A 14,042-nucleotide genomic window follows, 5' to 3' on the forward strand; every position below is an offset into this window, starting at 1 on the left:
TCTGTCCGGTGGCTGGCGCGCGTGCGGCGAAGCTTGTGACTACCGGGGAACAAGCCGCCACAGGGACGTGACCTCGGCCGTGCGCGCCTCGAACAGAGGATCATCGCGGTCCGATGCCTTAGGATGCGTTGGCTTGGTGTCGAGCCGTTCCACCACCTTCAGCCCAGCCGCGTCGATGGCGGCCAGCAGATCCTCACGGGTCCGCAGGCCAAGGTGCTCGGCTAGGTCGGACAGGACAAGCCAGCCCTCACCGCCCGGCTCCAGATGGTCGGAGAGTTCGTTCAGGAAGCGGAACAGCATCCTGCTGCCGGGGTCGTAGACGGCATTGTCCAGGGTGGAATGCGGCGTGGCTGGAATCCAGGGCGGGTTGCACACAACGAGCGGCGCCCGTCCGGGCGGGAACATGTCGGTCAGGACGGCCTCAGCACGGTCCTGGACACCGAGGTTCCGGAAATTCTCACCGGCGCAGGCGATGGCACGCGGTTCATTGTCCGTCGCTACCACGCGGTGGACGCCGCTGCGCGCGAGGACGGCAGCGAGCACCCCGGTGCCGGTTCCGACGTCGAACGCCAGCGTGTCCGAGGGCAGCGGCGCGGCGGCCACGAGATCCACATACTCACTCCGGGTGGGGAAGAACGTGCCATAGTGCGGGTGGATGCGGCCCTGCAGGGCATCGACGTAGACGCCGTTCCGTCGCCACTCGTGGGCGCCAATTGCCCCGACAAGCTCATGCAGGGACACAACGGAAGATTCGCGGATATCGCCGTACGCTTCAGCGGCGGCCTCCCGGATATCCGGTGCGCGGCGCAGCGGCACCACAGGGCCCGGATCAAGAGGAATCAGCAGCAGGCCGAGAATGCGTGCACGATGCGAGCGGGACTGGCGATGCCGATAGAACTTTTCGGCCGGAGTTCCTGTGATCTTCTTTCCGGCACCTACCCGCCGGTCCATGGCGTTGAGGATCTGCCGCCCGTTGTGGAAGTCGCCGTGCCAGAGCATCGCGATCCCCTGTGACGCCAACCGGTTCGCTTCATCGGCCGTGAGGGAGTCGGAGACCACTTCGACGCGCGTCGGCGCTGGTCTGCCGTTCGCCGAACGCCATCGCGCGGTCATACTGACACCCGCCTCGGCCCAGGTCACGACGGCGGGCTCATCCACCGCAGCTCCGCGCGGGGGCTGGAGGGCCGACGTCGGGATTCCCACGGGAGCTGGCGAGTCAGTAGTGATATAGATCCATTCCAAGAGTCCGGGGGCCGATCGGCGACTGACGATTGCGGCGGTGATTCCACGACGTGGAAGGCGACGGCCCAAGATTCCGGACCGTCATCCGGCCGCGAACCGAGCTTGGTTGATGGCCGCTGGAACCATTCAACCTGCATTGTCAGGATACAGGGGTGCACTTGCCGCAACCGCCGCCCGACTGCATGGATGCATTGTTTTCCACCTGGCCAGGCCATACCGTGAAGGGACGGTCAGCCGAAGTGCAGGTGCGGGCATGCGAGCTATTTCCTGGTCAGCGCCCTGTATCCTCATGTGCTTCCTGACCGTGGGGATCCTCGGCGGCGCCACCACACCGGCACCGGCCCCTGCCGGCCCGCTGGCCACAGGACCCGCGAGCCCCGAGCAGACCTACGACGCGCTGGACACCTTCCTCCGGGAGCAACTGGACATCCTCGGGATTCCGGGCGCCGCCATCGCCGTCGTCCGGGACGGCGTCCAGGTGCACTCCGCCACATTTGGACGCGCCGACGACTCCGGGCGCCCGATGACCGCCCAGACGCCGGTGCTGCTGGCCTCCACCAGCAAGTCCCTCACCGCCATCGCCGTGATGCAGCAGGTGGAGGCCGGCCGGCTGCGGCTGGACGAGCCGGTGCAGACGTACCTGCCTTGGTTCACCCTGAACGACAGCCGCTCGCAAGCCATCACGGTCCGTCACCTGCTCCACCAGGCCAGCGGCATGTCATCCAAGGACACGGCCTTCGAAGCCTCAGACGCGCAGGGCCCGGAGGCTCTCGAAGAAGGGGTCCGCGCCCTGTCGGGCTCCGCGCTGGCCGGTGAACCGGGCGAGGCCTTCCACTACGCCAGCGCCAACTTCAACGTCCTGGGCCTCCTGGTGCAGACAGTCTCCGGCCAGCCTTTCGGGGAGTACCTGGAGCAGCACGTCTTCGGACCGCTGGAGATGACGCACACGCATCCCACGCAGGCTGCCGCCCGCGCGGACAAGGCGGCCGCCGGCTACTCGCTGTGGTTCGGCTCGTTCTGGCGCCAGACCGACGTGCCCGCACCCACCACCGGCATGCCGTCGTCCACGCTGTACGCCTCGGCCGAGGACCTCGGCCACCAGCTGATCGCACTGCTCGACGGCGGACGGTACGGCGATGCCCGCATCCTCCGGCCCGAGAGCGTGGCGGCGATGTTCGAGCCTCTCGTGCAGGTGGACGGGTCCAAGGGGTACGCCATGGGGTGGTTCACCCGGCCGCTCGTGGAGTCCGCCGATCCCGCAGCGCCGCCAGTCCCGGAGGCGGACCTGCCGCTGCTGCTGGAGCATCAGGGCGAATGGGGCAACAGCCACACCTACCTGGCTTTGGTTCCGGAGTCCGGCCTTGGTATCGCCCTGGTCATCAACGGCAACGACACCGCCGCCCCGTCCCGGCTCAAGGCCATCGACACCAACGTCCTGCGGATCCTGCACGGGCAGTCCCCGGTGCCCGCGGTGGTGTTTGAGGACTGGCTGCAGCGCTACAGCTGGGCAGTGGCCCTGGCCCTGCTCCTCGCTGAGCTGGTGAGCCTGTGGCTGGTGCTGCGGTTTTTGCTCCGGCGGCGTGCCGCGTCCCGGAAGCGCTGGGTGCTTCTGATTTGGGGAGTTGCGGCTCTCGTGCTCGACGGGTTCGCCCTCTGGCTGTGCCTCGTCTACGCCCCCGCACGGTTCGACACCCACCTGTTCGTGATCATCCGCCAGTTTCCCGACGTCGGCGTCTCGCTGGTGCCTGTGCTCGTGCTGGCCATACTCTGGCCGATCCCGCGGACGGTCTGGCTGCTTTCCAGGATGCGGGCCGGCCAGCAAGAAACGGCTTGAGGTGGTCGGCGATGCGGCAGCGTGGACCGTCAGGGCCCTGTGATGATGACGTCGATACCAAGTCCGGCGAGGTAGTCGACCAGCCAGTCGAACCCGGTGCCGGCAGCGAATATCCTGCCAGGCCCCTTAAACGCCTTGAGGTCCCCGGGCAGTACGCTGTCCCCGAAAAACACGTAGGTCCGGTCTGTATTGCGCTTGTTGCTCACCCACACTAATCCATCGAACCCGGCCGCGTGGGCGGCCTCTGCCCAGCGCACGGTGCGGTGATACTGGGTGGACATCGTCCCGGTGACGTGCTTGGCCTCAGTTCCGAGCATGCGCAGTCCATCGCCCATCAGCGACGCCAGACGCAGGTCCCTAGTCGGCGTGAGCGGGGCGCAGACTTTGTCTTGGAAGCTGTCGAAAAGGATCTGCCCGGGCTCCGGCGGGACGTCGTGCAGGATCGACTCGCAGACGGCGGCTTCTTCGGTGTCGGCCGCATAGAGCACGGGTACCTTTGGGTCCCCGAAAAACGCAAACCTAGTGGGATCCCCTCCACCCGGGTTGAATTTGTCGACGGTCCTGGAGTTGCTGAAGACGCGGAACAGGTGACTGCCGGCCGGGAGCACGTACTCCTGCGGCTCGAACGGCTTCGGCGGGACATATCTCACCACTGAACGTTGAAGGCGTGCCGGGCTGCCTCCACCACCATATTGGGGCTGGCCAGCTGGTCAACGGGGCGGGCCCCGTCCAGGTATCCGGTGCGGATAAGCATCCACAAGGCCAGGCTCGACTCCGAACGCCCGGCTTCCTTGGCAACGCTGAGCAGGTCCGCCATTACGGGCCGAATCCTGTGTTCCTGACGGTCAATCTGGAAGCCCGGGTAACGGTAAGCGCCGGCGCGCTTGACCGCCAGCAGCTTGCCGGCCGCGTGCTGTTCGGACGCATAACTGCGGTTCGGCGACTTCGAACCCACCGCCGCGGAAACTTCAGTGGCCGTAAGGAGTTTGAACTCCCTCTCCATCGCCCGCCACAGGTTTTCGGTGGCCTGGATACTGCGGGCAAGCTGGGGTGAGACCGGGGTTTCCACTTCCCCCAGCGCAGACCCGAGAGCCTTGATACTGCGTTCCATATTGACTGCGGTGTCGACCAGTACACGCTCCGTGGGCACGCCCTCCGCCTGCCGCGGATCAGGACGCGTGCGGCGCCTTTTTCGCGCGCGAAATGGCAACCCTTCCTGGATGACCTCTACAATCTCGCCGTCCTTTACGGAGATCTTCACCGGGATCCCCACGCGGGAGCCTGTGGGTGTGGTCCCGATGATTTTCGCAGCGGCCAGTTCGACGTCACCCAGCACGTTCTTTCGTTCCGTGCCGTACTTGAAGACGCCGAGCTCCTTCGGCCCAACGGCAAACTTACGGCGGCCGTAGACCACGGCCTTCGTGGTGGCCGAATCAGCGAACGCTCCGTGCGGTTTTTTCTGTGGCATTTTCGTTCACTTCCTGACGGTTCTGACATCTAGCATACTTGTCTGAATCGTCAGAGGATAGTAGTCGGGACATGTCAAAGAGGGTAGCCCCCTGGTTTCCGGAGGCGACGGTCGGCCCCCAGTCCACGCGCCGCAGGGCTCTACTAGTACGGTGCATCATGGGTCCTCAACCTGGCGGGCCGAATACTTCATCTACCGGCGCGCCCAAGGACCCGCACGAACGCCCCGCCCTTCCGGCTGGCTGGCTTAGGGTCAGTCGGAAGCGGCGGAATTAGTAAGTGCACTTACGGGTTGGGATCTAAACTTAATCATGGACACGATCCCGGCGGTTTTCCTCGTCATCGGGGCAGCGTTCGCCTGGCTGGGCGTGACGCTAGTCGTCATTCTCCGCTCTCGGCGCCGAAGGAGTGCATCGAGGCCGGTACATCCAACGCATCCCACGGACCAGGCTCACCCCCGGACCGGCATGCGCTGGCGCCGCCTCCGCCGGATCGCGGACCAGAACACTGGAACTCCGTCGAGACGACACAGTCTGAAAATCAGGAAGGTCCGCCATTAAGGGCCCGGTGGTTTAGCTCAATCACCGAAACCGTCAGGACACGCGGCGGAACTCCCCCGGCCGGAGCTGGACATGGATGGGCAGCACCAGCTGGATGTGGGTGTCGCCGATGGGCTTGTCGAGCAAGTCGTTGATGGAGGTCTGCCCTTCCAACTCGCTGTGCTGGTTTTTGCCCATGTATCGAGCTTATGTGCGCCACGGCGGGAGTGAATCCTAAGACACGCGTGAGCTATGGCCTCTTGTCTGCGGCAGTGCCAGTATGTGGAGAATCAGGTTCGCTGCAGGCGCCCCATAACCGGGCAGTAAGGACGCGCAGTCATGACCTACGTCAACAGTTTGGCCGATGTGGGAGCAGCCGACATCGCCGTGGCCGGCGGCAAGGCCGTGGGACTGGGCGGCCTCCTTCAGGCCGGGCTGCCCGTCCCCCCGGGGTTTGTGCTGAACACCGCAGCTTATTCGCACTTTGTGGAAACCAACCACAATGAGGCACGCATCCAGGAACTGGCAACTGTGCCGCCGGATGCCACGCCACAGGACTACGAGGACGCCTCGGAGCGGATCCGAACCCTGTTCACGGCCGGCACCATGCCGGCCGCCGTCGCAGCGGAACTCGGCGCCGCCTACGGGCGTCTTGGCGACGCGCGTCTCGACGACGGCGGGGAAACCGCCGTCGCGGTGCGTTCCTCCGCCACGGCCGAGGACCTCGCCGCAGCCAGCTTCGCCGGGCAACAGGAAACCTACCTGAATGTCCGCGGGGCCGAGGCGCTGGCCGCGGCCGTGATCGATTGCTGGGCCTCCCTGTGGACGGCGCGGGCCATGGCCTACAGGGCCCGCGAAGGCATCGGACCGGACTCGGTGCGGCTCGCCGTGGTGGTCCAGCGGATGGTCCAGGCCGACGCCGCCGGGGTGATGTTCACCGCCAACCCGGCCAACAGGCGCCGCGACCAGATCGCCATCAGTGCCGCGTGGGGACTGGGCGAATCCGTGGTCAGCGGGTCGGTCACCACGGATGACCTCGTGGTCGACGCCGGGACTGGCACCGTGGTGTCGCGGCACACGGCCGACAAGGCGGTTATGACTGTCTACGCTGAGCACGGCACCCGGGAGCAGCCGGTGGCGGCAGCCCGCCGTCGTGCGCCCGTACTGGACGACCGGGCCGCAGCCGAGCTCGCCGGCTACGGGACGCGGAGTGCGGATCATTTCGGGGCACCGCAGGACATCGAGTGGGCGCGGGCCGGGGGCGAGTTTTTCATCCTGCAATCCCGGCCCATCACCGCGCTCCCCGAACCGGCGGCCGACATCCCGGACACCTGGCCCGTGCCGTACCCGAAGGGGATGTACTTCAGGGCGAGCATCGTGGAACAGTTGCCCGACCCGCTCTCGCCGCTGTTTGCCGACCTCATTGACGGCTCGGTGTCCAGGTCGCTGCGAGCCTTGATGAACGAGGCCGTCGGCACGAACGTCATCCGCGAGGACGACGTGGGGCTGCCCACCATCAACGGCTACGCCTATTACTACTACCGCACCTCCGGAATGTGGCGGGTAATGGGCAGGGCGCTGACGGCGGTACGCGCACTGGCCCGCGGCCAGGCGCACATGGGAGTGGCCGGCTGGCGCGAATTCTCGCATCCCCGCTACGAACGCGTGATCAAAGACTGGCAGGCGAAGCCCGCCGCGGAGCTCTCCGGTGCGGAACTGCTGGACGGCGTGCAGGCGCTGCTGGACGCCGGCACCGTGTACTACACAGCCGTGCAGTCAGTCATTGCGCTCGCCGCGACCAGCGAAATCTCCTTCGGTGCGTATTACGACAAGTTCGTCCGCCGCGAGGGGGATCCCCCCGCCCTGACGTTCATCCTCGGCTACGACAGCGAACCCATCCGGGCGGAGAAGTCTCTGTACGACCTGGCAGCCTGGGCCCGCGGCGTCCCTGGGCTCGCCGCGGCGATCCTCCATGAACCGACGACGGCGTTGGCCGAGTCCCAGCGCACGGGGTTCCCGCCTGCCGGGTTCAGTGAGCCGTTGTGGCAGTTGTGGCGTCCTCGCTTCCAGGACCACCTCGGCCGGTTCGGCCATGCGGTGTACAACCTGGACTTCGCCAGCCCCGTGCCAGCCGACGATCCGTCAGCGTTGCTGGGCGCGGTGAAGTTCTATCTGCGGGGGCAAGGTGCTGACCCGCACGAGCGGCAGCGGCCGTCGGCCGCCCGCCGGGAGGACGAAACCAGCCGGATCAGCACCCGGCTCGGGCCGCGCCGCCGGGCCGCGTTCCTCCGTTTGCTCCGGTGGGCACAGAACACCGCGCCGATCCGCGAGGATGCCTTGGCCGACGTCGGTCTGGCCTGGCCGCTGCTGCGGCGGATGCTGCTGGAACTGGGACAGCGGCTGGTGGACTCCGCTGTCATCACCGAGCCCGCCGACGTGTTCTGGCTGCGGCACCAGGAGCTGCGCAGCGCCATCGAGTTCGGACTGGCCGCGCCGGGCACCCCGGCGGCCGTGGCCATTACCGGAGCGAACCGCCCCGTCCGCGCCGCCGCGGTTGAGGAGCGCAAGATGCTGTGGCGGGGCCAGGTGAAGGCCGCTGCCCCGCAACTGCTCCCGGAGAGCCGGTGGATGGAAAAGGCCTTCGGGTCCATGATGCCTGCAGGCTCGCAGCACCAACTCGGCGACATCATCAAGGGCACGGGCGCGAGCCCGGGCCGGGTCAGCGCTCCGGCCCGCGTCCTGCGGGGGCCCCAGGATTTCGCCCTGATGGAGCCCGGAGAGGTCCTGGTGGCCCGCATCACCACGCCCGCCTGGACCTCGCTGTTCGCGATGGCCTCCGCCGTGGTGACCGATGTGGGCGGCCCGTTGAGCCACAGCTCCATCGTGGCCCGGGAGTACGGCATCCCGGCCGTGCTCGGCACCGGAGTTGCCACCCAGCGGCTCACCAGCGGCCAGCAGATCCGCGTCGACGGCGACGCCGGCACCGTCACGATCGAGCATCCAAGCCCTACGCAGGAGCCGTGACCGGGTGGCATGATGGGCGCATGAGCCGAGTCACGTGCGACCTGACCATCTCCCTCGACGGCTTTGTCGCCGGCCCGAACCAAAGCCCGGCGGAGCCGCTGGGCGAGGGCGGCGAGCTCCTGCACCGGTGGATGTTCGAGGAACCCGAGGCCAACGCGGCCGCGATCGAAGGCATCCTCGCTTCCGGCGCCTACATCATGGGACGGAACATGTTCGCAGGTCCCGGGGCGTGGGATGAGGACTGGCGGGGATGGTGGGGCGAGGAGCCGCCCTATCACGCACCGGTTTTCGTTCTCACCCATCAGCCACGCGAGCCCCTGCAGATGCAGGGCGGCACCACGTTCAACTTCGTGACCGACGGCATCGAATCGGCACTGGCCCAGGCACGGGAGGCCGCCGGCAGCAAGGACGTGGCCATTGCCGGCGGAGCGCAGACCGCCCAGCAATACCTATCGGCGGGGCTGATCGACGAGCTGCGGCTCCACACCGCGCCCATCATCCTGGGGGCGGGCGAACGGCTGCTCGACGGCGTCGCGAACCTCACGCTGGAGCCGACAGAAGTGAGCGGCACCGCCCTCGTCACGCATGTGCGCTACCGGGTGATCCGCTGAAAACTGATGCTCGATCTGCATCAGGACCACGGCCAAGCTAGGCCCCAAGTGTCGCCGGCACGGCCCGGTCGAATGGTCCGCTGCCCCTGATCCGATCGACCACCTCAGTTCCGCGGACGCCTCACTTGCCGTGCTCCTTGGTGTGCTGCGCAAGCTCACGCCGGAGGACCGCGACAAGCCCACGCCGAGCGAGGCGTTCACCGCCCACGAGCTGCTTGAGCACCTGTCCGGATCGCTCAGAAACATGGGCACCGCCCTCGGTGCCGACATCACGGACCGCAGAGATGCTGCACCCGAGGTCCGGATCGCCGAACTGGCGCAACCCGTACTGGAAGCCTTCGCCCGCCGCGGCGTTGACGGAACCATCGATATGGGCTTCGCCGAGCTCCCCGCGACTATGGTGGCCGGCATCCTGAACCTCGAACTGCTCGTGCATGCGTGGGACTTCGCGAAGGCAAGCGGCCAGCAGCTGGCCGTGTCCGACGTCGTCACCGACTACGTGGAAGGGCTGGCCCTGGCGACGATCTCCGAACAGGTCCGCTCCGGTGGCAGCTTCGCACCCGCCCAACCCGTCGCGGAGACCGCCGGCGGCCTCGAGCGTCTCATCGCCTTCACCGGCCGGACCGTCACAGTCTGACCGTTTCCGCCAGGCAAACAACAGAAACAGCAATCACGAAAGAAGGACCGAGAATGTCAAAGTTTCTCTTTGTTTACCACGCCCCGATGACTCCCGCAGAGGCCGCGCCGGCACCGGAAGACATGGCAGCCGTTATGGCGGAGTGGAACGCCTGGGCTGCCAAAGTCGGCGACGGGATGGTCGACTTCGGAACCCCGCTGGCCAACGGCGTCCGCGTTTCGCCCGGCGGAGCCACGGCACCGAGCCAGCGCGAGGTCGCCGGCTACAGCCTCATCGAGGCCGAGAACGTCGAAGCAGCCTTGGAGCTCGCCAAGCAGCACCCGCACCTGAACATGCCAGGTGGCTGCGAAATCGAGGTCCACGAGGCCCAGCAGATCCCCGGAATGTAGTCCTGGCTCCCTATGGATTAGGCCGGTGTCCGCCGCCCTTCACGGCAGCGGCGGGCACCGGCGACGCACAGATTGGAATTCCCATGTCATGAGCATCGACGGAACCGCGACAACAAGAGTCACGACTTTCAGCCGGACATTCACCCTGAAAATCAAGGAATTTTCACCGACTGCACGGCTGGCACGGGGTGACGCGCTCGGAACCCGCGTCTACACTCTCAAGGAAACCGGCCCAGGAAAGACCCGTTTCGAGATGTCTGAACGTATCGGCGGGCCGGTGTTTCCGCTGTTCGCGAGCAAGATTCCGTCCTTCGACGCCAGCTTCTCCCAGTTCACCTCCGACCTGAAAGCGGCAGCCGAAGCGAAGGGCTGATTCGATGGACTGATCCGCGCAACCCGGACCCTCACCAGGGTTTCCATAGGCGAAACTCTACCGAGGGCGGCCCGCGGCGTACCCTGAATCTATGGACTCCGAAGTCCGCGATCTCAGGCTCCACACCGGCATCACGGTGCCGTGCCTCATTCACGGCGACGGCGACGCAAAGCCGGTGCTGCTGCTGCACGCGTGGGGCGAATCCCGCGGCAGCTTTGACCGCCTGATTCCCCTGCTGACCGGCCTCCGGGTCTACGCGCCGGACCTCCGCGGGCAAGGCGAGGCGGACAAACCGGAGCGCGGCTACTCCCTGGCGGAACAGGCCGAGGACGCAGCCGCAATCCTGGAGGCCCTCAACGTGCCGAGCGCCGTCGTCGTCGGCTCCTCAAGCGGCGGCTACGTTGCCCAGCAGCTCGCCATTGCCCACCCACAAAAGGTCGCTGCACTGGTGCTGGTGGGTGCTCCCTGGAGCCTCCACGGGCGGACCGCCTTCGCAGACGAAGTGGACGCCCTGGCTGACCCCCTCGACGAGGACTGGGTACGGGCGTCCCTGTCCTGGTTTCCCCTGCTGCACGAGGTTCCCGCCTGGTACATCGAGGACCGCGTGCGCGACGGTCTCAGGATGCCGGCCCATATGTGGAAAGGCATCCTGAACGGGCTGTGCGAGGCCACGCCACCCACGGAAACGGGAACCATCCACGCCCCCACGCTGATCCTGTGGGGCGCCCAGGACAGCTTGCTGCCACGCCGCGACCAGGAAACCCTGGCGGCCCGGATCCCCGGCTCCGTGCTGAAGGTCTACCCCGATGTGGGGCACCCGGTGCTGTGGGAGTGCCCGGAACAGGTCGCAGAAGATACGACGGCGTTCCTCGCCTCCCTCTTTGACGCCCGCAAGCCATCGGACGTACTGTGACGGCCCGTTCTGCAAGCTCGCCAGCCAGGCGGTTGAAGGAGGTTTACGACAACCTCCCGCTGCCACTGCCTATCGTGGCCGCGCTGGCCCTGGATCTCCTCCTTGACCGGGTCCGTCCAATGCCGCTTCCCGGCTCCCGCTCCCTCCACCGGATAGCGGGGGCGGCACTGCTGCTCGCCGGCGTCGGCCTGAATCTTTGGGCGCTGGCTGAACGGCGACGCCGCTCGGCGGGCCCCTTCGCGCTGGAGCGGCCGGTGGAGCTGGTCATCACCGGCCCGTATGCAATCACCCGCCATCCGATGTATGTCGGCTGGTGGCTCATCCAACTGGGCGCGGGAACCTTGGCCGGTTCATCATGGGTCCTCGCGACGCTGCCGGCCGAATTGCTTGTGGAACACCGCTTTGTCCTCGGCGAAGAGACCATGCTGGCCGAGCTCTTCGGACGGTCCTACCGTGATTACGCGAAAAAGGTTCCGCGCTACCTCGGGTTCCCGATGAGGCACAGTCCGCCAGATGCATTGCCCTGCAAAGTGCCGGGGCATTGCTTGCGCGGCGGGCTCGCTATTTAGCGGCAAGAGAACTCTTCAACGGGCATCGCGGGCGGCACTTCCTTAGTTCCGGCGGTGCCGGTGATGACTTTCGTAGCTTTGGAACACTTCTGAGGAGGTTTGGCCGGTGTGTCCGAATTTTCCGCGGAGGACCTCGGCCAGGTCATCCAAGGCCGCGTGCATCATCCGTCCGGCGAATTGCAGGTCGATGTTCGTGCTTGCCTGCGCTTCTGAGGCCAGTTGGTGCGCATAGGCGACGGTGGCCGGCAGTGATCCTCTCTGCTGCGCTTCGTGGAAGTAGTACGTTTCGTTGAACGCCAGCAGGTCCATGCTGACCGTGGCTACACTTCTGGCGAATGATTCGAGCAAGGCAGCGGCATGTCCGGATTCCAACGTCGACATGCCTTGCGGCCCGGCGGCCTGCCTGAACAGGTTCAGCTCGTGGGCAAGGGCGCGGCGTCGGCTGAGGGCGGGGTACATCTGCAGAATCCAGGAGACCGTGGCCGTAAGCAACCCGAATCCTGTGACGGCCTGTGCAGCGACGACGAACCGAAGTAATGGCGCCGCCGGAACTATCTCACCGAAGCCGACCGTGGAGAGGCTGACCATCGAGATATACATGGCCTCGGCAAGGTCCCCTCCCTGGGGGACGCCCGCTGCGTAGACGAACCCGTCCGGTAAATGCGGTAAATACACCAGTGCCCATCCCATGATGGACAAGGACGCCCAGGCGCCGATCACCGCCGCCATGGCGGCGGGTGCCGCGACAGTGGAGGCCCGGCCGGCGAATCGTCGGGACAGGAGCCACAGTGCACGCATGATCAGCCTGCACACGGGTCCCGTGCCGTGAGGATAGAGGAGCGTGTGAAAGACATCTGCGGCCATCAGCAGAATCAGTCCCGCACCGATGACCGTCAGCACAACGTCCGCAAAGTCCATGCTTCACCTTAGGCGTTGGGTAGCTGCCCCGGAGCACCCAAGGCCCGGCAGGGATCGAATGCGACGGCGGGCACCCTTCAACTATTGAAAAGGGTGCGCCATGAAGGCACGCGGCCGGTGCCGCCTCTGCGGTCGGCATCACGGGTCGGCATCACGCGGTGAGGTCACGGCGCCGGAGCCGGTAGGCAGCGATCCCTGCCCCGGCGAGGGCGATGACGGTCATGGTCAGGGCAGGCGCGGGGTTGAAGGCTTCGACTGGCATCGCCGCCGAGTGACGGAAAGGGCTCGCGTCCTGCAGCCAGGCCGGCAGGCGCAGAAGTTCACCGAACTGGCCCAGGACAAGGCCGGCGGCCAGCATGCCCCAACCCAGTGGAATACTCACTCTGGGTGCCGCTGCAAAGAGGACCGCGGTTGCCGCGACGAAGACGACGGCGGCCGGGACGTGCCCCAAAGCGGCGCCGACCAGCAGGCCTGGCGGGCCGTTTTCCGCTCCGGCCAGGGCAAGACCGATGGTGGCTGCGGTCCCGGCGACGACGGCCACCGCTACTGTCGAGGAGGCGGCGAGGATCAGGTTCGCGCCAAGCCACCGGGCCTTGGTTCTGGGTGCGGCAAGGAGAAGTTCGGCCCGGCCCTCGGCCTCTTCTGCACGGAGCCGCAGCACCGCCTGGATGCCGGCGGCTGCGGCGAGGACACCGGCGATGCCCAGCAAGGCTGCGGTGAAGACATCGATCATCCCTGCCCGGGCGCCCGGGACGAGCCGGTTGATCAGCTGCCGTAGTGAGTCATTGCCGCCGATCACGTCGCTGACCGCGGGCCCGAGGCCCCCAGCGATGCCACCCAGGAGGGCTGCGGCGACGGACCAGCCGATCAGGGTGGGCAGCTGCTGGCGCCAGGCAAGGCCAAGGAACGAAGCACCCCCGGCCCCAGCGCGTTCCGGGCCCGCGCGTTCGGGCAGGAGGCTGGCGCCCAGATCCCTGCGGCTCCTGAGTACCATGACCGCACCGGCCAGGACGGCTGCGGCCGCGGTCAGGATCAGCAGCGGTGCGGGATCGGCGGCCGTGAAAGGCCGGGAACGCTGCCCCCATCCGATAGGCGAAAGAAGCGAAACCCACCCGCTGGTGACATGGGCCGGATCGGCGCCCCGCCAAGGATCAGGGTTGCCGTCAACGACGCGGCGCGCCGGACCGGTACGGACCCGACCAGCTCTGCCCGTCCGAGCTCTTCATCGGTGCGGGTATGCCGGATGACCAGAAACGTGCTCATTAATCCTGCGAGCACGGCGGTGAAGGAATAGCCCTGGAAGAACACCAAAGCTCCGATACTGGTGCCGTCGGGCAGTCCGCGGATGAACCGGAACGCCGGGCGCGCCACAGACATTCCGATGATCGCAGCCCGCTCGGACTCGTCAGCGAACTCCGTGGCAACCGCCCCTGCGATGGCAAACCCCAGAAAAGCGATGCCCAGAATCCATGCTGGCAGCACGATCCGGTCCCTGCGCGCCTGAATCAACAGCAAAGTCATGACTC

Annotated in this window: 15 protein-coding genes; 8 read left to right on the plus strand and 7 right to left on the minus strand. The window is 66.7% G+C overall.

Going from position 1 to position 14,042, the window contains the following annotated elements; translation table 11 throughout:
• Positions 1-39: 39 nt before the first annotated feature.
• Positions 40-1,113 (minus strand): methyltransferase, encoded by a 1,074-nt coding sequence (locus NG697_RS01060; protein WP_252599430.1) that lies wholly within the window; start codon positions 1,111-1,113, stop codon positions 40-42.
• A gap of 382 nt (positions 1,114-1,495) precedes the next feature.
• On the opposite strand from NG697_RS01060, the gene NG697_RS01065 reads away from it, so the two are divergent.
• Positions 1,496-3,076 carry a serine hydrolase domain-containing protein gene (locus NG697_RS01065; RefSeq protein ID WP_252613362.1) on the plus strand — a complete coding sequence of 527 codons (1,581 nt, stop codon included), beginning with the start codon at positions 1,496-1,498 and terminating at the stop codon, positions 3,074-3,076.
• A 29-nt stretch (positions 3,077-3,105) separates the two neighbouring features.
• On the opposite strand, the gene NG697_RS01070 is transcribed toward NG697_RS01065, so the two are convergent.
• The 3 genes from NG697_RS01070 to NG697_RS01080 all read right to left on the minus strand — a co-directional run bounded on the left by NG697_RS01070 (position 3,106) and on the right by NG697_RS01080 (position 5,280).
• On the minus strand, positions 3,106-3,726 hold the full coding sequence (locus tag NG697_RS01070) for an RES family NAD+ phosphorylase (protein WP_252613364.1): 621 nt from the start codon (positions 3,724-3,726) through the stop codon (positions 3,106-3,108).
• The gene (locus NG697_RS01075) at positions 3,723-4,544 is read right to left on the minus strand and encodes a hypothetical protein (RefSeq protein ID WP_252599293.1); all 822 of its coding nucleotides are present in this window, start codon (positions 4,542-4,544) and stop codon (positions 3,723-3,725) included. Before NG697_RS01075 ends, NG697_RS01070 begins: the two co-directional genes overlap by 4 nt.
• Positions 4,545-5,136: 592 nt before the next feature.
• Positions 5,137-5,280, minus strand: coding sequence for a hypothetical protein (locus NG697_RS01080; protein ID WP_252599294.1), 144 nt, complete (start codon positions 5,278-5,280; stop codon positions 5,137-5,139).
• 141 nt (positions 5,281-5,421) lie between these two features.
• On the opposite strand from NG697_RS01080, the gene NG697_RS01085 reads away from it, so the two are divergent.
• The 7 genes from NG697_RS01085 (at position 5,422) to NG697_RS01115 (ending at position 11,598) form a co-directional block, all read left to right on the plus strand.
• The gene (locus NG697_RS01085; protein ID WP_252613366.1) at positions 5,422-8,106 is read left to right on the plus strand and encodes a PEP/pyruvate-binding domain-containing protein; all 2,685 of its coding nucleotides are present in this window, start codon (positions 5,422-5,424) and stop codon (positions 8,104-8,106) included.
• Between the two features lie 20 nt (positions 8,107-8,126).
• Positions 8,127-8,717 (plus strand): dihydrofolate reductase family protein, encoded by a 591-nt coding sequence (locus NG697_RS01090; protein ID WP_252613368.1) that lies wholly within the window; start codon positions 8,127-8,129, stop codon positions 8,715-8,717.
• Between the two features lie 94 nt (positions 8,718-8,811).
• Positions 8,812-9,354: a TIGR03086 family metal-binding protein gene (locus NG697_RS01095; protein ID WP_308293068.1), complete on the plus strand. Its 543-nt coding sequence runs from the start codon at positions 8,812-8,814 to the stop codon at positions 9,352-9,354.
• 53 nt (positions 9,355-9,407) lie between these two features.
• Positions 9,408-9,743 carry a YciI family protein gene (locus NG697_RS01100; RefSeq protein ID WP_252599301.1) on the plus strand — a complete coding sequence of 112 codons (336 nt, stop codon included), beginning with the start codon at positions 9,408-9,410 and terminating at the stop codon, positions 9,741-9,743.
• 88 nt (positions 9,744-9,831) lie between these two features.
• Positions 9,832-10,116 carry an SRPBCC family protein gene (locus tag NG697_RS01105; RefSeq protein ID WP_252599302.1) on the plus strand — a complete coding sequence of 95 codons (285 nt, stop codon included), beginning with the start codon at positions 9,832-9,834 and terminating at the stop codon, positions 10,114-10,116.
• Between the two features lie 91 nt (positions 10,117-10,207).
• Positions 10,208-11,029, plus strand: a complete 822-nt coding sequence (locus tag NG697_RS01110) for an alpha/beta fold hydrolase (RefSeq protein WP_252613372.1) — start codon at positions 10,208-10,210, stop codon at positions 11,027-11,029.
• 74 nt (positions 11,030-11,103) lie between these two features.
• Positions 11,104-11,598: a methyltransferase family protein gene (locus NG697_RS01115; protein WP_252608765.1), complete on the plus strand. Its 495-nt coding sequence runs from the start codon at positions 11,104-11,106 to the stop codon at positions 11,596-11,598.
• A gap of 42 nt (positions 11,599-11,640) precedes the next feature.
• On the opposite strand, the gene NG697_RS01120 is transcribed toward NG697_RS01115, so the two are convergent.
• From NG697_RS01120 to NG697_RS01130, 3 genes are all read right to left on the minus strand, one after another.
• Positions 11,641-12,516, minus strand: a complete 876-nt coding sequence (locus NG697_RS01120; protein WP_252599305.1) for an ion channel — start codon at positions 12,514-12,516, stop codon at positions 11,641-11,643.
• A gap of 151 nt (positions 12,517-12,667) precedes the next feature.
• On the minus strand, positions 12,668-13,510 hold the full coding sequence (locus tag NG697_RS01125; RefSeq protein WP_252599306.1) for an efflux permease Rv1217c-related protein: 843 nt from the start codon (positions 13,508-13,510) through the stop codon (positions 12,668-12,670).
• A gap of 38 nt (positions 13,511-13,548) precedes the next feature.
• Positions 13,549-14,037 carry a hypothetical protein gene (locus NG697_RS01130; RefSeq protein ID WP_252613374.1) on the minus strand — a complete coding sequence of 163 codons (489 nt, stop codon included), beginning with the start codon at positions 14,035-14,037 and terminating at the stop codon, positions 13,549-13,551.
• Positions 14,038-14,042: the final 5 nt, after the last annotated feature.

It is taken from the genome of Pseudarthrobacter raffinosi (assembly GCF_023913835.1).
In the GTDB taxonomy this organism is placed as follows: Bacteria; Actinomycetota; Actinomycetes; order Actinomycetales; family Micrococcaceae; genus Arthrobacter; species Arthrobacter raffinosi.

Bases quoted from the DNA above. Each gene is read 5' to 3' on its own strand.
- NG697_RS01060 (WP_252599430.1), bottom strand. From the start codon at position 1,113: ATGACCGCGCGATGGCGTTCGGCGAACGGCAGACCAGCGCCGACGCGC.
- NG697_RS01065 (WP_252613362.1), top strand. From the start codon at position 1,496: ATGCGAGCTATTTCCTGGTCAGCGCCCTGTATCCTCATGTGCTTCCTG.
- NG697_RS01075 (WP_252599293.1), bottom strand. From the start codon at position 4,544: ATGCCACAGAAAAAACCGCACGGAGCGTTCGCTGATTCGGCCACCACG.
- NG697_RS01080 (WP_252599294.1), bottom strand. From the start codon at position 5,280: ATGGGCAAAAACCAGCACAGCGAGTTGGAAGGGCAGACCTCCATCAAC.
- NG697_RS01085 (WP_252613366.1), top strand. From the start codon at position 5,422: ATGACCTACGTCAACAGTTTGGCCGATGTGGGAGCAGCCGACATCGCC.
- NG697_RS01090 (WP_252613368.1), top strand. From the start codon at position 8,127: ATGAGCCGAGTCACGTGCGACCTGACCATCTCCCTCGACGGCTTTGTC.
- NG697_RS01100 (WP_252599301.1), top strand. From the start codon at position 9,408: ATGTCAAAGTTTCTCTTTGTTTACCACGCCCCGATGACTCCCGCAGAG.
- NG697_RS01105 (WP_252599302.1), top strand. From the start codon at position 9,832: ATGAGCATCGACGGAACCGCGACAACAAGAGTCACGACTTTCAGCCGG.
- NG697_RS01110 (WP_252613372.1), top strand. From the start codon at position 10,208: ATGGACTCCGAAGTCCGCGATCTCAGGCTCCACACCGGCATCACGGTG.
- NG697_RS01120 (WP_252599305.1), bottom strand. From the start codon at position 12,516: ATGGACTTTGCGGACGTTGTGCTGACGGTCATCGGTGCGGGACTGATT.
- NG697_RS01125 (WP_252599306.1), bottom strand. From the start codon at position 13,510: ATGGTACTCAGGAGCCGCAGGGATCTGGGCGCCAGCCTCCTGCCCGAA.
- NG697_RS01130 (WP_252613374.1), bottom strand. From the start codon at position 14,037: ATGACTTTGCTGTTGATTCAGGCGCGCAGGGACCGGATCGTGCTGCCA.